General features: G+C 69.1%; 16 protein-coding genes. 3 read left to right on the top strand and 13 right to left on the bottom strand.

The annotated features are described in order from the left end of the window. Window positions 1–5: 5 nt before the first annotated feature. The 13 genes from murD to B5F70_RS00155 form a co-directional block, all read right to left on the bottom strand. Window positions 6–1,409 carry a UDP-N-acetylmuramoyl-L-alanine--D-glutamate ligase gene (gene murD, locus B5F70_RS00215; protein ID WP_087203558.1) on the bottom strand — a complete coding sequence of 468 codons (1,404 nt, stop codon included), beginning with the start codon at window positions 1,407–1,409 and terminating at the stop codon, window positions 6–8. A 16-nt stretch (window positions 1,410–1,425) separates the two neighbouring features. Then, window positions 1,426–2,457 (bottom strand): phospho-N-acetylmuramoyl-pentapeptide-transferase, encoded by a 1,032-nt coding sequence (gene mraY / locus B5F70_RS00210; protein WP_087203557.1) that lies wholly within the window; start codon window positions 2,455–2,457, stop codon window positions 1,426–1,428. After that, window positions 2,447–3,895: a UDP-N-acetylmuramoyl-tripeptide--D-alanyl-D-alanine ligase gene (gene murF, locus B5F70_RS00205; protein WP_087203556.1), complete on the bottom strand. Its 1,449-nt coding sequence runs from the start codon at window positions 3,893–3,895 to the stop codon at window positions 2,447–2,449. The genes mraY and murF overlap by 11 nt, the downstream gene beginning before the upstream one ends. 127 nt (window positions 3,896–4,022) lie before the next feature. Beyond that, entirely contained in the window at window positions 4,023–5,963 is a 1,941-nt protein-coding gene (locus B5F70_RS00200) for a penicillin-binding protein 2 (RefSeq protein WP_342636864.1), read from the bottom strand. Between the two features lie 14 nt (window positions 5,964–5,977). Next, a complete protein-coding gene (locus tag B5F70_RS00195) occupies window positions 5,978–6,451 on the bottom strand; it encodes a hypothetical protein (protein WP_087203555.1) in 474 nt (157 codons plus the stop codon). A gap of 93 nt (window positions 6,452–6,544) precedes the next feature. Continuing rightward, window positions 6,545–7,510 carry a 16S rRNA (cytosine(1402)-N(4))-methyltransferase RsmH gene (rsmH, locus tag B5F70_RS00190; RefSeq protein ID WP_087203554.1) on the bottom strand — a complete coding sequence of 322 codons (966 nt, stop codon included), beginning with the start codon at window positions 7,508–7,510 and terminating at the stop codon, window positions 6,545–6,547. Between the two features lie 27 nt (window positions 7,511–7,537). Continuing rightward, window positions 7,538–7,975, bottom strand: coding sequence for a division/cell wall cluster transcriptional repressor MraZ (locus B5F70_RS00185; protein WP_087203553.1), 438 nt, complete (start codon window positions 7,973–7,975; stop codon window positions 7,538–7,540). A gap of 322 nt (window positions 7,976–8,297) precedes the next feature. After that, a complete protein-coding gene (locus tag B5F70_RS00180; protein WP_087203552.1) occupies window positions 8,298–9,284 on the bottom strand; it encodes a site-specific tyrosine recombinase in 987 nt (328 codons plus the stop codon). 1 nt (window position 9,285) lies between these two features. Then, on the bottom strand, window positions 9,286–10,956 hold the full coding sequence (locus B5F70_RS00175; RefSeq protein WP_087203551.1) for a CTP synthase: 1,671 nt from the start codon (window positions 10,954–10,956) through the stop codon (window positions 9,286–9,288). A gap of 235 nt (window positions 10,957–11,191) precedes the next feature. Further along, window positions 11,192–12,364 (bottom strand): DUF2207 domain-containing protein, encoded by a 1,173-nt coding sequence (locus B5F70_RS00170; protein WP_087203550.1) that lies wholly within the window; start codon window positions 12,362–12,364, stop codon window positions 11,192–11,194. 240 nt (window positions 12,365–12,604) lie between these two features. Then, a complete protein-coding gene (locus B5F70_RS00165) occupies window positions 12,605–14,086 on the bottom strand; it encodes a DUF1846 domain-containing protein (RefSeq protein ID WP_087203549.1) in 1,482 nt (493 codons plus the stop codon). A 93-nt stretch (window positions 14,087–14,179) separates the two neighbouring features. Then, complete coding sequence (locus B5F70_RS00160; protein WP_087203548.1) at window positions 14,180–14,875, bottom strand: hypothetical protein; 696 nt, start codon at window positions 14,873–14,875, stop codon at window positions 14,180–14,182. A gap of 1 nt (window position 14,876) precedes the next feature. Then, window positions 14,877–15,809, bottom strand: a complete 933-nt coding sequence (locus B5F70_RS00155; protein ID WP_087203547.1) for a LytTR family transcriptional regulator DNA-binding domain-containing protein — start codon at window positions 15,807–15,809, stop codon at window positions 14,877–14,879. Between the two features lie 343 nt (window positions 15,810–16,152). Between B5F70_RS00155 and B5F70_RS00150 the strand changes: the two genes are divergently transcribed. The 3 genes from B5F70_RS00150 (at window position 16,153) to B5F70_RS00145 (ending at window position 17,429) form a co-directional block, all read left to right on the top strand. Then, window positions 16,153–16,362, top strand: a complete 210-nt coding sequence (locus B5F70_RS00150; RefSeq protein ID WP_087203546.1) for a hypothetical protein — start codon at window positions 16,153–16,155, stop codon at window positions 16,360–16,362. Between the two features lie 63 nt (window positions 16,363–16,425). Further along, window positions 16,426–16,572, top strand: coding sequence for a hypothetical protein (locus B5F70_RS10570; protein WP_158094894.1), 147 nt, complete (start codon window positions 16,426–16,428; stop codon window positions 16,570–16,572). Further along, entirely contained in the window at window positions 16,569–17,429 is an 861-nt protein-coding gene (locus tag B5F70_RS00145; protein ID WP_087203545.1) for an ABC transporter ATP-binding protein, read from the top strand. Before B5F70_RS10570 ends, B5F70_RS00145 begins: the two co-directional genes overlap by 4 nt. The last annotated feature ends 1 nt before the right edge of the window (window position 17,430 follow it).

Genomic DNA, 17,430 nt, shown 5'->3' with positions numbered 1-17,430 from the left:
GACCCCTAGCGCGCGTCCGCAGCGCCGCCGAGCTGGGCGACGTAGGAGCGGAACGCGTCTCCGCGCTCCTCGAAGCCAGAGAACTCGTCAAACGATGCGCAGGCGGGCGACAGCAGGATGACGTCGCCAGGGTTGGCGAGCGTGCGGGCCACGTCGACGGCATCGCGCAGGCCATCGGCCTCCGCCAGATCGATCTCGGACGCGCCGTCGGTGGCGCGCAGCACCTCGAGGAAGCGGGAGCGCGCCTCGCCGAAGCAGACGATCGCACCCACCGTGGAGGAGAGGACCGTGCGCGCGAACTCCTCGAGGGGCGTGCCCTTGTCGCGCCCGCCGAGGAGCAGCACCACGCGCTCGGAGGGGAAAGCCGTGAGCGCCTTCTCGACGGCGTCGGTGTTCGTCGCCTTGGAATCGTTGTAGAAGCGCACGCCGTCGACCGTGCCCACGGGCTCGATGCGGTGCGGCAGCGCCGCGAAGGTCATGAGGCCCGCGGCGACCTGGGCGGCGTCCGCCCCCAAAAAGAGCGCGGCCGCGGAGGCGGCGAGCGCGTTCAGCACGTTGTGGGCGCCGGCGATGCCGAGCTCGTCAACCCGCACGAGCGCGGTCTCCGCACCGGCGAGGCGGACCGTGAGCACCCCGTCGCGCACGAAGGCGGCGTCGGCAGCGCCCGTGTCCGCGAGCCCGAGCTCGAGCACGCGGCGGCCGGGGCCGTCGATGTGGGCGCGCACGGCGGCCGTGCCCTCGTCCTCCGCATCGATGATGATGAGGTCGCCCTCCCCCATGTTACGGAACAGCCGGCACTTGGCGCGGGCGTAGGCCTCGTGGCTGCGATGCCAGGAGAGGTGGTCGGGGGTGATGTTCAAAAGCACGCCCACGCGGGGGTGCAGCTCGCTCGAGGTGGCGAGCTGGTAGCTCGAGAGCTCGGCCACAAACCAGGAACCCGGCGCGCGGTGGTCGACGCGGCTCGTGGGCGTGTCGCCGATGTTGCCCACGGCGTCGGCGTCCCAACCGGCCGCCTCGAGCAGGTGGGCGGTGAGCGCCGTCGTGGTGGTCTTGCCGTTGGTGCCCGTGATTCCGATCCAGCGCTCGGGCGAGAGCCGGTAGGCGAACTCGGGCTCGCCCATGACCTCGGTCGCGTGCGCGCGGGCGCTCGCGAAAAACGGGGAGAACTCGGAGATGCCGGGGCTCGCGACGCAGACGTCGTAGGTGCCCGCCACGTCCTCGGTGCCGTACACGCATGCGACCCCGGCGCGCTCGAGCTCGAGCGTGTCGGGCGTGGGCGCGCTCTTGGCACCGCCGTAGAGCGTGATATGGGACACGCGCTCGGGGTGCGCGAGCGCCCAGCGGACGACATCGGTACCCGACGTGCCCTGGCCGAGCACGAGCAGGCTCATGGTTTGAGGAAGCGGCATGATAGCGACCCTTCGTTTACCCGAGTTGGAAGAACAGCGCGAGACCGAGCGCGCCAAAGGCGGCCGCCACGATCCAGAAGCGTATGACGACCTTGGTCTCGGCCCAGCCGAGCTTCTCGAAATGATGGTGGATGGGAGCCATGAGGAACACGCGCTTGCCGGTGGCCTTGAAGCTCACGACCTGGATCATGACGGAGAGCGCCTCGGCGATGAAGAGCCCCCCGATGACGAGGGAGGCGATCTCGGTGTTGGTCATGATGGCCACGCAGGCGAACGCGGAACCGAGCGCGAGCGAGCCCGTGTCGCCCATGAAGATGCTCGCCGGATAGCAGTTGAACCAGAGGAATCCGAGGCACGCGCCCGCGCAGGACGCGCTGAAGATGGCGAGGTTGACGTCGCCGTGCAGAAACGAGATGGCGGCCATGATAAGCATCGCGATCATGGAGGTGCCGCCCGCGAGGCCGTCGAGGCCGTCCGTCAGGTTGACGGCGTTGGAGAGGCCTGCGATGAGAAGCCAGGTGAACGCGACGTAGAGCCACGGGATCCGGACCGCGGCGCCGCCGATCGTGAGTGTGGTGGTAAGGACGCCGAGGTCGATGACGAAGCCGCCCGGGAAGCGCACCTCGGGCGCCACCCCGCAGAGGTTGACGGCCGCCAAGCAGAACGCGACGCAGATGAGCGTGAGGCCGATCATCTTGGCGTGGGGCGTGAGGCCGAGCGAGCGGCCGTGCGTCACGCTCGTGACGTCGTCGATGAGGCCGAGGGCGCCCGTGGCGAGCGTCGCAGCGAGCACGAGGATGAGCTCCCAGGTGAGCCTGCCCATGATGAGGCTCGACACCACGATGGCGGTGAGGATCACCACCCCGCCCATGGTGGGCGTGCCCTGCTTGATGAGATGGCGCTGCGGGCCGTCGGCGCGCACCTGCTGGCCGATGTGCTCGTACTTGAGCACGCGGATCCACAACGGCATGAGCACGAGCGCCACGAGTGCGGCGATACCGAAGGCGATGAACGACTGGTACGTGGGGTACGCGGGATTACCGAGCATCGCCCATCACCCCCTCTACGAAGCGCTCGAGGCCGACGGCATGCGAGCCCTTCACGAGCACGAGGTCACCGGGACCGAACACGTTCCCCCAGCGCGCGAGCGCCGCCTCGGGCGTCGGCACGCAGAAGATGCTGTCAGCGGGCATCCCCATGAGCTTCGCCGCGGCGGCGAGCTCACGAGCAGCAGCGCCGCCCACGCAGATGAGGAGGTCGAGCTTCTTGGCGGCGGCGTAGGAGCCCACGAGGCCGTGCAGCCGGGCCGACTCCTCGCCGAGCTCGCCCATCTCGCCGAGCACGGCCACGCGCGAACCCGCCGCATCCAGGCGCGCGACCAGATCGAGGCCGGCCGCCATGGACTCGGGGCTCGCGTTGTAGCAGTCGTCGATGATGCGGGCGCCCGACGCGGCGTCGCGCACCTCCTGGCGGTGCCCGGTGATGGAGAGCTCGTGGAACGCCTCGTCTATCTCGAACTGCGGGATGCCCATGCGCTGGGCGATGGCAGCGGCGAACAGCGCGTTCTGCACGGCGGGCAGGCCGGGGACGGAAAGGCCCGTGCGGTACTGCGAGCCGTTCTCGAGCATGATGTCGAAGGTCGCGCAGCCGCTCTCGTCGAGCTCGATGGAGCGGGCAGACACGTCGTCGTCCGAGCTCATACCGCAGAGCACGACGTCCACGCCGGCCGGCCGCGCGAATTCGTCGATGATAAACGGGGTGAAGTCGTCCTCCCCCGCGAGGACGAGCAGCGTGTGCGACCCCTCGAAGTTGACGGACGAGGCGGGCATGCCGGCGAGCACCTCGGCCTTGGCGCGGGCGATGTTCTCGCGGCTGCCGAGGAGCCCCACGTGGCTCGTGCCGATCTTGGTGATGACGGCATAGGCCGGCTGGGCGCAGCGGCTCATGCGCTCGATCTGCCCCGGGCCGTCCATGCCCATCTCGAGCACGAGGACCTGCGTGTCCCGGGGCGCCGCGAGGATGGTGAGCGGCATGCCGATGAGGTTGTTGTAGTTGCCCGCGGTCGCATGCACGCGGTAGCGCTTCGAAAGGGTCGCGGCGAGGATGTCCTTCGTGGTCGTCTTGCCGATGGACCCCGTCACGGCGATGACCGTGGCGCGCAGGCGGGCGCGGTAGCCCTGGGCGAGGCGGAGCAGGAACTCCTCCGGGTCATCCGTCACAAAGATGGCCGCGCCCATGCGGCGCGCGACGGCGCGCTCGTCCTCAGTGGGGTCGCGCGTAAGCACGACGGCCGCGGCGCCCGCCTCGAGCGCGCGCTCGGCGTAGTCGTTGCCGTCCACGCGCTCGCCGGCAAACGCGACGAAGATGTTGTCAGGCTCAACCAGGCGCGAATCGATCACGCAGCCGCGGCACAGGCGCTCGCCGTCGCCCGCCACGCCGCGTGCGCCCGTGACGCTCTCGATATATTTCACGGCGATCTCTACCATGAGCTCTCCTTGACTCAAGCTCTTACTTGCAACCGCTCATTCTACCCGACTGGCGCGCACCGGTGGTGCAGGGGGTGTGGAACCCACAAGACCGCAGGACGGACGAGAGGGCCCTGGACGCGCGACCCTACCGCGTGCGCGCGACGCCCATGACCGACAGCGCCTTCTGCATGATGGGCACAAACGGCTCGCACGCGGCGTTGGAGCCCTGCGGCGTGCCGTCGAGCGTGATGTAGGCGAGGAGCTCTGGGTCGCTCGCCGGGGCGAAGCCCAAGAAGGAGGACATGTAGATGTAGTCGGAGTAGCCGCCCTCCTCGGAGGCGCGCTCGGCCGTGCCGGTCTTGCCCGCCACGTCGTAACCGTCGATGCGGGCGTCCATGCCCGTGCCCTCGTCCACGACGGTCACCATCATGGAGGTCACCTGGCTCGCCGTCTCGGCGCTCATGACGCGGTCGTGGTGCTCGGTCCAGTCGACGCGCTCGTCGCCCTGGGCGGAGACGAAGTGCGGGGTCGTCAGCACGCCGCCGTTGGCGATGCTTCCCACGGCGCGCGCCACGCGGATGGGGGCGACCGCGATGCCCTGGCCGAACGACATGGAGCCGAGCGTGGAGCCGTCGTAGTCCTCGCGCGCGCGGATGGTGCCGGGGTTCTCGCCCGGAAAATCGATGCCCGAGTCCTCGGTGATGCCGAAGGTGTCGAGATAGGAGGAGAAGTCATCGGCGCCGATCTTCTCGCCCACGAGCACCATGCCGGTGTTGGACGAGCGGCGCATGATCTCGCGCAGCGTCATGGTGAGGCCGTAATCGCGCTTGTCGGCGTCCGAGACCATGTCGTCGCCCACCTTGACCTGCGCGGGCACCGCGAACTCGGTATCGGGCGTCACGAGGCCGAGCTCGATGCCCATGGCGGAGACGAGCGTCTTGAAGACGGAGCCCGGCTCGTAGGAGTCGGTCACCATGCGGAGGTTCATATCCGCCGTGGCCGCGCTGGCAAGATCGGTCTGGCTGTAGGTGGGGCACGAACAGCACGCGAGAATATCGCCCGAACGCGGGTCCATGACGAGAGCCGAGCCCGACTGCGCGTGCGCATCCTCCACCGCCTGGGCGAGCGCCTCCTCGGCCGCCTGCTGGATATCCATGTCGAGCGTGAGCACGAGGTCGGACCCGTCCTCCGCCTCCACCTTCTCGTACGCGCCGCCGGCGATGTAGGAGCCGTCGCGGGCGCGCTCGCGCGCGATCCAGCCGTTGGTGCCGGTGAGCACCTCGTCGTACTGCGCCTCCAGCCCCGTGAGGCCCTTGTTGTCGATGTCGACGACGCCCACCACCTGCGAGGCGAGGCTGCCGTAGGGGTAGACGCGCATGACGGCGGGCTCGAACTCGATACCGGCCACCTTATAGTCCGCGAGCTCGTCGGCGAGGTCCTGGTCCACCTGGCGCTTGAGGTAGACGAAGGTCGTGTCCTGCGTGAGCTTGTCGCGGCACTCGTCCTCGTCGAGGCCGAGCACCTCGACGAGCGCCTTTACGCCGGCGTCCACGTCGGTCACGAGCTTGGGGTTGGCGTAGACGTTCTCGCATTCCACGCTCTGCACGATGACGTTGCCGTTGCGGTCGTAGATGGCGCCGCGTTTGGCGAAGAGCGTCTGGCTGTAGAGGCGGCGCTGGTCGGCGCGGTCGCGGTAGGTCTGGGCGTTGACGACCTGATAGTCGACGAGCTGGCCCACCGCGGCGACGAGGGCGGCGCCAAAGAGCCCCATCACGACGTTGCGGCGCGAGACGGGCTCGTGCACGAGGTCGCTGTGGAGGAAGTCCGTCTCGACGCGGTCGCGCCTGCCACCGCGGCCGCCCGTGCCCCGGCCGCCGCCGAAGCCGCCGCCCCGGGGGGCGTACCCGTCGCGCACGCCGCCCCGATACGCGCCGCGCCCGCCCTCGCGGTACGCGCCGCGGTCGCCCGCGCGCGCCCCTGAGCGCGAGCGGTCGCCCCCGCGGGAGGGACGACCGCCGTCGAATCCATCGTTATACGGGCCGCGGCGGTTGCCCCCGCCGCGCCCGGAATAGCTATCTCGGCTCACCTGAGCTCCCCTTCTTATGCCGTCGGTGCCGCCGCGTCCGCACCCGCCGCACCGACGCCCGAGGCGAGGTCGAGCGTGATGCGGTCGGTCGGCTCCACCATGCCGAGCGTGTCCTCGGCAAGGTCGCGAATGCGCGCGTCGGCACCGTAGACCGAACGCATGACCTCGAGGTCGCCCGACTGGTCGCGTGCCTGGGTCAACTCGTTGGAGACGGTCGCGTTGCCGTTGAGCTCCGCCGCCGTCAGGGTCGCGATGCCCACGCGCGCCACGCCGATGACAAACACGAGCGCGGCGAGCACGCAGAACACCTTGAGCACGTGCGTGAAGACCGGGCTCACGAGCTGGTTGGCCTCGCGGCCCGCACCCGTGTACACGTCGAAGCGCGGGCGCTCGCGCACCTCGGGCGCGCGGCGCGGGGCCTCGGGCGCATAGGCGGGCGCGGCCTGCATATCATAGGCGAGTGCTGTGTTTGAAGTGTAGTAAGCCATGATATGCCGGCCTTCCGTCCCTGGTGTGTTGGTAGTACGTGTAAGCTTCGTTTCTGGTGGTGCGGGACGGACGCCGGTATGCCTCTCGAGCGCCTACAGGCGCTCGGCGACGCGTATCTTCGCCGATCTCGCCCGCGGGTTGCGCTGCACCTCCTCGGTACTTGCAACCAGCGGTTTTCGGGTTATGACTCTGAGTGTCGGCACGTTGCCGCACGTGCAAACCGGCAGATCCGGCGGGCAGGTGCAGCCCCGGCTCATCTCCTGGAAGGTGTGCTTCACGATGCGGTCCTCAAGCGAGTGGTACGAGATGACGCAGATGCGCCCTCCCGGGTTCAGCCACCGGATCGCCGCCTCGAGCCCCTCCTCCAGCACATCGAGCTCGCGGTTCACCACGATGCGGATGGCCTGGAAGGTCTTCCGCGCCGGGTGGTGGCCGTGCCGGCGCGCCGCGGCGGGGATGGCCGCCTTGATCGCGTCGACGAGCTCGCCGGTGGTCTCGATGGGCTTCACCTCCCGGCGCCGACAGATCTCGCGGGCGATTTCTCGCGCGTACTTCTCGTCGCCTAGCGTGCGCAGGGCCCGAGCGATGTCTGGTCCGTCAAAGGTATTGATGACATCAGCAGCGGTTAGAGTGTTGTTACTCGGGTCCATCCGCATGTCGAGGGGGGCGTCCTCGTTGTACGAGAAGCCCCGTTCCGGGATATCGAGCTGGGGGCTGGACACGCCCAAATCGAAGAGGAATCCGTCCACACCGGGCACCTCCGCAGACACGAGCAGGCGGTCGAGGTCGCCGAAGTTCCCCTTGAGGAGCTTGTGCGGGACCCCGGGAGCCTCGGCGTCGAGCCGCTTTCCAGCCGCCTCGAGCGCCATGTCGTCCTGATCGATGCCGATGAGGAGCCCCTCCTCCCCCACCGCCTGGGCCATCCGGGAGGAATGGCCCGCGCCGCCGAGGGTGCAGTCGCACACCGTGGCGCCGGGTGCGATCGCGAGCGTCTCCAGCACTTCCTGGAGCATCACGGGTTCATGCCGATATTCAGGTGTCAACGTTCCCTCACCCATGTACGTCTCCTTCTCGAGAATCCCCGACTAGTTGTCGAAGAAGTTCGCGACGGCCTGGCGGACGCTCGCCTTGCGCGCCTGGTGGGTCGCACGGTCCCAGACCACGAGACGGTCGCCGTTACCGACCACCGTCACCTCGCGGTCGAGGTGCGCGTCCGCCCGGCACTCCTCAGGAAGGCTGATGCGGGAGGCGGAGTCTATTTCGAGTGTGGTTGCCTCACCGTTCAACCATTCCTTGACTTGACGGTGCTGTTCGTTGGTCGGGTCGAACCCGCCCTTCGCTTCAAACACCGCGTCGAGCCAAGCCCGGAACGTGTCCTCGGTGAACACGTACACGGCGTCGACCTCCTTTTCAGGAGCGTAGATGACCCTTACCTGCTCGGTGAGATCCTTGCGGAAGGCGGGCGGGAGCGACAGACGGCCCTTGGCATCGAGATTTCGATCGTAGGAACCGGTCAGGTACACCGCTCAACCCCCTTAGGCTTCTCGTGGGCAGGTGCGGGAGCCACCCCGCTGTCGACGCCATCCATTCTATAGGCAATCGCCTCCCCATGGCCCCACTTTTTCCCATTTTCTCCCCCAGCGTCCCCCACTTCGCCCTGAGCGGTCCCCCACCGCCCCACACCGCACCTCGCTGACCACAAGATATGGGGGTCCGCCCGAAGGCGAACCCCCATAGGTCGAAGGCGGACGGAAAGCCTAACCTTCAAGGAAAACTTGAATCGAATTGATGTTCGTAGCTGCGGATTTGTGACGAATTAGAGAAGCCGCAGGCCGGGCTCAGGCGCTATGCGCGGGCGCGGGGATGGGAGGCCAGATAGACCTCACGCAGCTGCGTGCGGTCGACATGGGTGTAGATCTGCGTCGTCGCGATGTTCGCGTGCCCCAAGATCTCCTGCAGCACGCGCAGGTCGGCGCCGCCCGCGAGCATGTGCGTGGCAAACGAGTGCCGGAGCGTGTGCGGGTGCAGGCCCTCGATGCCCACCGCGCGACCGTAGCGCTCGACGAGCTCGTGCACGGCCTGGCGCGAGAGGCGACCGCCGTTCTTGTTGAGAAAGACCGCGTCGGTGGGGCCTCCCCGGCGGGCGTGCGCCGCGAGCTCGGAGCGCGGCCCGTCCAGATAAGAGAGGAGCGCCGCGCGCGCCGAGCCCAAGATGGGCACGATCCGCTCCTTGCGCCCCTTGCCCACCGCGCGCAGAAACTCATCGTCGAGGTTGAGGTCGCGGCGGTCGAGCCCCACCAGCTCGCTCACGCGCAGGCCGCAGCCGTAGAGCACCTCGAGCACCGCCCGATCGCGCGCGCCGGCGGCCGTGGGCGGGAACGGCTGCTCGACGAGGCGCGCGGCGTCGGCGACAGAGATGACGTCGGGCAGGCGCTCCGCCTTCTTGGGGAACCGCACCGCCGCCGCGGGCTGCGACGACGCCATGCCCTCGCGCGCCAGAAACGCGTGGAGGCCCTTCACGGCAGAGAGCGACCGCTCGACCGACGCGTCGGCATACCCGCCGGCACGGCGCTCCGCCACGAAATCCTCCACCGCGTGCCGGTCGACCGCTTCGGGGTCGAAGATGCCCCGCTCGGCCAGAAACGCGCCGTAGGCGGTGAGGTCGCGGCGGTAGGCGGCGACGGTGTTGTCCGACAGGTTGCGCTCGACCGCCAGATGGTCGAGATACGCCCGGAGCGCCCGCGCGAACGGCGCCGGGACCGCGGCGTCGGAAGACGGCTCGGATGCGGGCGCGGCGAGGCGCGACCGCGCGGCGGCGGGGTGCGCCCCCACGCTACGCGCTGACCTCGACGGCGGGGTTCTCGGGCGTCACCGCATGGCGCTCCACACCCTCATGGCGCGCGATCGCGGCGCGGGTGAACTCGCGGAAGAGCGGCTGCGGCTTGGTCGGACGGCTCTTGAACTCCGGGTGTGCCTGCGTGGCCACGAACCACGGGTGCACGTCCTCGGGCAGCTCGATCATCTCGACCAGGCGCTCATCCGGGCTTACGCCGGCGATGACGAGGCCCGCCTGCTCGAGCGTCTCGCGATAGGCGTTGTTGAACTCGAAGCGGTGGCGGTGACGCTCGTAGACGAGCTCCTCGCCGTAGGCCTCGCGCGTGAGCGTGTCCGGCGCGAGTCGGGCCGGGTAGGCGCCGAGGCGCATCGTGCCGCCCTTCTCCGTCACGTCCTCCTGCGAGCTCATGAGGTCGATGACCGGATAGGCGCAATCGGGCACGAACTCGGTGGAGCTGGCATCGGCGAGGCCCGCGACGTGGCGGGCGAACTCGCACACCGCCACCTGCATGCCCAGGCAGAGGCCGAGGTAGGGAATCTTGTTCTCGCGCGCGAAGCGGGCCGCGGCGATCTTGCCCTCGAGGCCGCGGATGCCAAAACCGCCCGGCACGACGATGCCCGACGCATCGCCGAGCACGCTCGGGCAGTCCTCCCACGTGAGGGCCTCGCCGTCGACGAGGCGCACCTCGACATGCCGGTCGAAGAAGATGCCCGCGTGGTGCAGCGCCTCGATGACCGAGAGGTAGGCGTCCGGCAGCTGGGTGTACTTGCCCACCACCGCGATCTTAACGGTGTCGGCATGACGGTTGGCGTGGTCCTGCTTCTCCAGGAAGCGGTCCCAATCCTCCAAGTGGCGCTCGCCCGGATCGAGGCCCAGGCGCTCGCACACGCGCAGGTCGAAGTCCTGCTCGGCGAGCATGCGCGGCACGTCGTAGATGGAGGAGCAGTCCTCGTTGGTGAAGACGCAGTCCACGTCCACGTCGCAGAAGCTCGCGATCTTGGCGCGGATGCCGTCGTCGATCTCATGGTCGCTGCGCAGCACGATCATGTCGGGCTGGATGCCGAGCGAGCGCAGCTCCTTCACGCTGTGCTGCGTGGGCTTGGTCTTGACCTCGTGCGCCGCGGCGATATAGGGCACGAGCGACACGTGGATGTAGAGCACGTTCTCCGGACCGGCGTCTTTCTTGTACTGACGGATGGCCTCGAGGAACGCCTGGCTCTCGATGTCGCCGATGGTGCCGCCGAGCTCGGTGATGACCACGTCGGAGCCCGTCTGCTCCTCCACGCGGCGGAACTTGTCCTTGATGGCGTTCGTCACGTGCGGGATGACCTGCACCGTACCGCCCAAGAAATCGCCGCGGCGCTCGCGCGCGATGAGGCTCTTGTAGATGGCGCCGGTGGTGAAGTTGGAGTCGCGGGTCAGGTTCTCGTCGATGAAGCGCTCGTAGTGGCCGAGGTCGAGGTCGGACTCATAGCCGTCCTCCGTTACGAAGACCTCGCCGTGCTGGAACGGGCTCATGGTACCGGGGTCGACGTTCAGGTACGGGTCGGCCTTCTGCATGGTGACCTTGTAGCCGCGGCTCTTAAGGAGGCGGCCGAGCGATGCCGCCGTGATGCCCTTGCCCAGAGACGATACGACGCCACCGGTCACGAAGATATGCTTGGTCATGAGATTGTACCTGCGCTTTCCCGCTTGGAACCTGTACTCCTTACGGGGTTTTATCGTAGCACTCGGAGCAAGGCGCATGCCCGCAGATCGGGAATTCACACGCACGAAACGGTTGGGACCGCCGCAATCGCGCGCAGGCGGGATGACCGCCCGGAAAAGGGCGACGAACGCGGGGGAGCGGCCCCGGGGCGCGCCGACCGGCCGCGAGCCGGACACCGGGCGCAAGATCGGGCGCTCATCTGGAGCCAAATTCGCTGAACAGCCAACTGTTACGGATAAGGTAAGCCGAGCGCAGCATGCCCACCGGCGTGACGAGGCGCCTTCCTCCCGGGCGGCGGCCCCCAGCCGATCGCGACGTACGCGGCGGCACGCCCTCGAGCTTCACGGCTCCCCCGTCCGACCAATCGCCGGTGAGCCGCTCAAGCGAGGCATCGCCCAGCTGACGCGCAAGCTGGGCGAGCCCTCCCTCGTCGACATCCAACGCCACCGCGAACTCCAGGAGCCGCCCGGCATCCCGCCCCGAAAGACCTATGCGCTCTCCCGTCTCCAGCGCACGCTCGATCCGTGAGCGCAGCGCGTCGAGGCGGACCGCCACCCGGGCGCCCGCGGGCGTGAGGCCGCGCCTCCGGGCGCTGACGCCTCGAATGCCCAGGTACAGCGAACTAGCCATGAAGATAAGGAAGGCGCAGACGGTGGGCACGCCCATCGCGAACCAGATCGTGCCCGCAAGCCCCGCGATTACAAACGCCGCCGCCCAGCCGTTGTACCGGTCCGAGGCGCGCGTACTCTCGGACAGGGTGAGGCCCGCCTGCCGAGAGGCCTGCTCGAGCGCCGTCTCATACGCGCGCACGTTGGCCCCCTGCTCCTCGTAGGTCCACGTCCGGCTGTCAAGCGCCTCGCGCATGGTGAGGCGCGTGCCCCCCGTGCAGAAAAGGGTCTTCAGCGCCGCGCGGCCGAGGACGTCCTCGTCGCGCGCCCGCGCGCAGGAGCGCACCACGGCACCGCCCTCGCCGGGGTCGCCGCGCTCGATGCGCAGCACGCCCTCGCGCACGAGGCGAAGCGCCGTCGCAGCGAAGGCGCTCGCAAGCGAATCGTAGTCTACGGCGCAGGCAACCTCGTCCGCCTCGAATCCCGGGGCCATAAGATGGCCCCATGTCTCGTCGGCATGGCCGCGGACCCGCTCGGCCGCCTCCGCGGCGGCGCGCTCGCGGCGCTCGGCAGCCCCGCGGTCGGCGCGCATCCGCCGAACCAACAGGTACGATGCCGTTCCATATACGCCCGCCATGACGAGCGCGAGCATCGCCGCCGCCGCGAGGTCCGCCCACGCGCCCAGCGCGGGCGCCCACGCGCCCGCCAGCGCCGCCCGCGCACCGGCCCATAAGAACAGCAGCTGCGCTATGGCCTCCATCGCACCCCTTCAATCGGATCGCCCCGGGGCCCAGCCCCGCAGCCCCTTCTTCTTGAGGGTACGTCGTGAAGCGCGCGATTTGCGTAAAGCGCTGGTAAGGTTTGCGCGCGGACGTTTCGAGCGGTGCGCCGCCGATAGGCGCGCGCAACACCCGGTTGGCAGCAGGCGGTAGTTCGGATCGACCGGGCAGGCGCGGGCAGGCGCCCGCGCCACAGGCCGTCGCCGTCGAATCGGGGGGCGCTACTTGTGGTAGTAACCGCTCCGCTCGAACTTGGGCTCACAGCACACGTTGATGCCCAAGCGCTTCAGGAGCGCCTCGTCGGTCGCCGAGATGATGACCGAGAAGAAGGCGTCGCAGCCGCGCAGCAGCGGAAGCCCCGCCAGCACGCGCTCCGCCACCTCGCTCGTCGCCGAGGTGATGGAGAGCGCGATGAGCGTCTCGTCCGGATGCAGGCGCGGGTTCTTGCTGCCGAGCTGCTGGGTCTTGAGGCGGCTGATGGGCTCGATTGCCTCGTTGCTGATGACCTCGAGCTCCATGTCCACGCCCGTCACGCTCTTGAGCGCGTTCATCATGAGCGAGCTCGCCGCGCCGAGCCGCTCGGAGGTCTTACCGGTCACCACCGAGCCGTCGGGCAGCACCATGGCCCCCACGGGCGCCCCCGTCGTCTCCTCCTTGAGCAGCGCCGCCGAGCGCGCGGGCGAGAAGTCCTTCCCCACCCCGGCCTTCTTCATGATGAGCTTCAGCTTGTCGACGAACTCCTGACCCGTGCCCGTGCGCTTGACGTTCACCGCCGCGGTGAAGTAGCGGCGCACGATCTCCATCTGGGCCGCCTCGCGGCAGGCCTCGTCGTCCGTGATGGCGAAGCCCACCATGTTGACGCCCATATCCGTGGGGCTCTGATAGGGGCTCTCGCCCATGATCTTCTCCATGAGCGCCTTGACCACGGGGAACGCCTCGACGTCGCGGTTGTAGTTGACGGTCGTCTTGCCGTAGGCCTCCAGATGGAACGAGTCGATGATGTTCGAGTCGTCGAGGTCGACGGTCGCCGCCTCGTAGGCGATGTTGACGGGATGGTTGAGCGAGAGGTTCCACACGGGGAACGTCTCGAACTTGGCGTAACCCGCCTCGATGCCGCGCTTGTGCTCGTGGTAGATCTGGGAGAGGCACGTGGCGAGCTTGCCCGAGCCGGGGCCGGGGGCCGTCACCACGACGAGCGGGCGCGTGGTCTCGACGAACTCGTTTCTGCCGTAGCCCTCCTCCGACACGATGAGGTCGATGTCGTGCGGGTAGCCCTCGATGGGATAGTGCAGCTTGCAGGTGATGCCGAGCATGGCGAGGCGGCGGCGGAACGCGTCGGCGGCGGGCTGACCGGCGTATTGGGTGAGCACCACGGCAGCCACGGCGAGCCCGTTGGAGCGGAAGATGTCGGCGAGACGCAGCACGTCCTCGTCGTACGTGATGCCGAGGTCGCCGCGGGCCTTGTTCTTCTCGATGTCGCCGGCGTTGATGGCGATGATGACCTCGACATCGTCCGAGAGGCTCTGGAGCATGCGGAACTTGGAGTCGGGCGCGAAGCCGGGAAGCACGCGGCTCGCATGGAAGTCGTCGAAGAGCTTGCCGCCGAACTCGAGGTAGAGCTTGCCGCCGAACTGCTCGATGCGCTCCTTGATCCGCGCTGCCTGCAGCTCGATGTACCTGTCGTTGCTGAAACCCTCACGCATGCGTGCGCTCCTCTCGGCACGGCCCTTCAGTAAACCCAACCAGTATAGCGGAGCCGAGGGGCGTCAACGAAACCTCCCGAAGGCGGAGCCCCTTCAGGCCCGCAGCGCCCGGCGGAGCGCCGCCGCCGAGAGGGCGAGGTAGCCCAGGGCCGCCGCGACGGTGCAGGCGACGGGCACCGCCGGCGCGCTGCCGTAGAGCACCGTGCTCATGAGCTCGGAGGCGGCGCCGCACGGCAGCAGCCAGGGCGAGCCCAGCACCGTGGGCGCGGCGCCCACGAGCATGCCCCAGATCACCAGCGCCGAGCCCCACGGCGAGACATGCTGCTGGTCGACGCCGGCCATGCCGAGGGCGGTCATGGCGCACGCGCCGGGCGCCGCCGTCGCCAGGAGGAGCGCCGCGGAGACGAGCGCGCGCGGGACGTCACCCTCCACCACGAGCGCGCAGAGAAACGCCGAGAGCTCGGAGACCGCGATGCCGGCGAGCGCGCACCCCGCCGCGAGCTCTCCGGGCGTCGCGCCCGAGCGGGCAAGGGTCGCCGTTCCCCCGCGCTCGCGGAGCTCCACGAGCATGCCGACCGTGCCGATGGCGGTGACGGTGGTGACGGCCGCCTGCCCCAGAAACGGGCCGGCGTACGACGGGTAGAACCCGAGCACCCTGGTGAACACGAGCGCGAAGCCGAGCACCATGGCGGCCGTTGCCGTGACGGACGGGTTGACCAGAAGCGCGCGGACCTCGTGCAGGAAGATCGCGCGCACGATGCGCGGGCGCAGACGCATAGGCGCGGCCATGCTAGCGCATCCCCAGCGTAGCGCGCATCTCCTCCGCGCGCCCCTTGGCGAGCGGGATGGAGCTGTGCGCGGCGTCCGACAGCGTCAGGTTGAAGGAGTTGCGGGTGAAGCGCTCGACTTTTGCCACGCGCTGCACGTTCACGATGTAGGAGCGGTGGCAGCGGAAGAACCCGTAGCGCACGAGCTCCCGCTCGAGCTCATCGAGGGTCGAGGGCGTGGGATAGAGCTCGCCGCGCACCGAGACGTAGTTCTGACGGTTGACGCTCTCCACGAAGTCGACCTCGCGCGGGTCGAACAGGAGCGTCGAGGAGCCCGAGCGGGCCTGCACCTTGCAGACGCGGACCTCGTCCCCGGCGAACGCGGGCCCGTCGTCCCCCTCGGCCTCATCGGCCGTCTGCGCCGGGAAGAAGCGACCGTCCTCCTCCCACCAGGCGTCGCCCGGCATGAGGAGCGCCTCGCGCAACGGCTCGCCCACGGTGATGAAGACCGTTCCGCGCTCCACCTCCCCCGCGATCCACCCGAGCACGAGCGAGCGCGCCTCGGGCCCGAGGTCGATGAGCGGGCGCTCGCAGAACACCACCTCGGGCTCGCCGAGCGTGAGGCGGGCGAAGTTGGCGAGCGCGCGCTCCTCGGCGGTGAGGTGGGAGAGCTTGGTCCGCATCCGGTCCTTGAGGCCGAAGTGCGCCGCAGCGGATGCCGGCGAGACCGCACCTCCCGCCAGACGGGAGAAGAGCGTGAGGTAGGAGCGGACGGTATCACGGTCGAACCCGCGGTCCGACTCGAGATAGCATGCGCGACGGCGCCGGCCGTAAACCTGCTCGACGGCCTCGAGGGCGCGGCGGCTCGCCTCGCGCCCGCACTCTATATGCAGGCTCCGACCGGTCTCGCCGGCGATGAGCTCGCCGACGGTTGCGTAGTCTCCCGCGGTCGACATGACGCCTCCCCTCCCCGCCCGCGCGCCCTAGCCCCGCACCGACGGACAGGGGCTCCTCCGGCCCCTCGCCTCCGCCCGCGGCAGCCTGCCACGCGATGGCTTTCTGATATGCCTCCACCATGGTAGCAGGCCCGTCCCCGGCGGTAGGCGCGCGGCGCGGCTCCACTCGTGCCCTCCAGTGCTCCTTTCGTAGCCAACACCGCTCCCGTTGCGCAAAAACGCTGGTATCGGGCGCTCCCGTGGCGCACGATGCGGTTGCGCCCCGCTGAGGGCGCCCCGGGACGGCAGCAGCCCCCCCCCGCACGTCCGCCCGGCACAAACGTCAACCAGAAAGGAAACCGCCATGACCCCCGAAGAGATCGCCCGCATCGCCACCGAGGCCCTCGCCCCCAACACCAGCCTCAATCTCGACCAGCTCTCCGCGCTCGTCTGCCTTCTCGCCATCTCGGTCGTGCTCCTCGTGATGGGCATGGGCTACCAGATCGCCCGTCTCGAGCGCCGCGTGAAGCAGCTCGAGGCGGCGCCCGCCGCACCGGCAGCCGCCGGCGAGTAGCCCCGCCCGCCCCCATCAGCCGACCCGCAGACATCAGTAAGCCCGCACGAGAAAGGAACCGCTATGGAACCCGCCCTTATGGGAGCCCTCATCATCGCCTGCTGCTTCGCCGCCGGCACGTTTGGCGGCGGCGCGTCGCGCAAGCGCCGCGACACCGAGAGCAAGCCGTCCGCCTCAGACCGTCGCGACCGCACGGGAGGTGCGAAATGAGCGCCATCCTCTCTATGGAGGGCGTGAGCCTCTCCTTTCCCGCGGGCGGCTCGACGCCGCCGAGGCAGGTGCTCCACAACCTCACCTTCTCACTCGCACGCGGCGAGTGCCTGGGCTTTCTCGGCCCGTCCGGAGCGGGCAAGACGACCACCATCAAGCTCCTCACCCGCCAGCTCAAGAAGGATGCCGGGCGCATCAGGCTCTTCGGGCGCCCCATCGAGAACGCGAGCGATGCCGACTACGAGCGCATCGGCATTCTCTCCGACACGAGCGCCCTCTACGAACGCATGACCATCGAGGAGAACCTACGCCTTTATGCGCGCATCCGCGGCGTGAGCCCGCAGGGCATCCCCGGGCTCCTCGAGCGCATGGGCCTCGCCAACGCGCGCAGGACGCCCCTCAAGAATTGCTCCAAGGGCATGCGCCAGCGCGCCGCCCTCATCGCCGCCCTCATCCACTCGCCCGAGCTCCTCTTTCTCGACGAGCCCACGAGCGGACTCGACCCTGCCGCGCGAACCGAGGTGCACCGCATGCTCGGCGAGCTGATCGCCGGCGGCACCACGATCTTTCTCACCACCCACGACATGGCGGAGGCCGAGAAGGTCTGCGGGAGGGTGGCCATCCTCAACGAGGGGCGCATCGCCGCCTGCGACACGCCCGACGCGCTCAAGCTCGCCCATGCGCGCAACCGAGTGACCGTGCGCACCAGAAGCCGCGGTACCATAGTCACCTCCAAGGACGCCGCGGGCGCCGACGTCGTGGCCGAGCTCATGGCGCAGGGAGAGGCGCTCTCGATCCACACCGACGAACCCAACCTCGAGGAGGTCTTCCTCGATCTGACCGGAAGGACGTTCTAGC

It is taken from the genome of Collinsella sp. An268 (genome assembly GCF_002159765.1).
Classification (GTDB): Bacteria; Actinomycetota; Coriobacteriia; order Coriobacteriales; family Coriobacteriaceae; genus Coprousia.
This window is presented reverse-complemented; position numbering and strand designations above follow the sequence as displayed.

Excerpts from the sequence above, each read along its gene's own strand:
- murF (WP_087203556.1), bottom strand. The coding sequence starts at position 3,895 with ATGGTAGAGATCGCCGTGAAATATATCGAGAGCGTCACGGGCGCACGC.
- B5F70_RS00150 (WP_087203546.1), top strand. The coding sequence starts at position 16,153 with ATGACCCCCGAAGAGATCGCCCGCATCGCCACCGAGGCCCTCGCCCCC.
- B5F70_RS00160 (WP_087203548.1), bottom strand. The coding sequence starts at position 14,875 with ATGGCCGCGCCTATGCGTCTGCGCCCGCGCATCGTGCGCGCGATCTTC.
- B5F70_RS00195 (WP_087203555.1), bottom strand. The coding sequence starts at position 6,451 with ATGGCTTACTACACTTCAAACACAGCACTCGCCTATGATATGCAGGCC.
- B5F70_RS00170 (WP_087203550.1), bottom strand. The coding sequence starts at position 12,364 with ATGGAGGCCATAGCGCAGCTGCTGTTCTTATGGGCCGGTGCGCGGGCG.
- murD (WP_087203558.1), bottom strand. The coding sequence starts at position 1,409 with ATGCCGCTTCCTCAAACCATGAGCCTGCTCGTGCTCGGCCAGGGCACG.
- mraY (WP_087203557.1), bottom strand. The coding sequence starts at position 2,457 with ATGCTCGGTAATCCCGCGTACCCCACGTACCAGTCGTTCATCGCCTTC.
- B5F70_RS00165 (WP_087203549.1), bottom strand. The coding sequence starts at position 14,086 with ATGCGTGAGGGTTTCAGCAACGACAGGTACATCGAGCTGCAGGCAGCG.
- B5F70_RS00175 (WP_087203551.1), bottom strand. The coding sequence starts at position 10,956 with ATGACCAAGCATATCTTCGTGACCGGTGGCGTCGTATCGTCTCTGGGC.
- B5F70_RS10570 (WP_158094894.1), top strand. The coding sequence starts at position 16,426 with ATGGAACCCGCCCTTATGGGAGCCCTCATCATCGCCTGCTGCTTCGCC.
- rsmH (WP_087203554.1), bottom strand. The coding sequence starts at position 7,510 with ATGGGTGAGGGAACGTTGACACCTGAATATCGGCATGAACCCGTGATG.
- B5F70_RS00145 (WP_087203545.1), top strand. The coding sequence starts at position 16,569 with ATGAGCGCCATCCTCTCTATGGAGGGCGTGAGCCTCTCCTTTCCCGCG.
- B5F70_RS00155 (WP_087203547.1), bottom strand. The coding sequence starts at position 15,809 with ATGTCGACCGCGGGAGACTACGCAACCGTCGGCGAGCTCATCGCCGGC.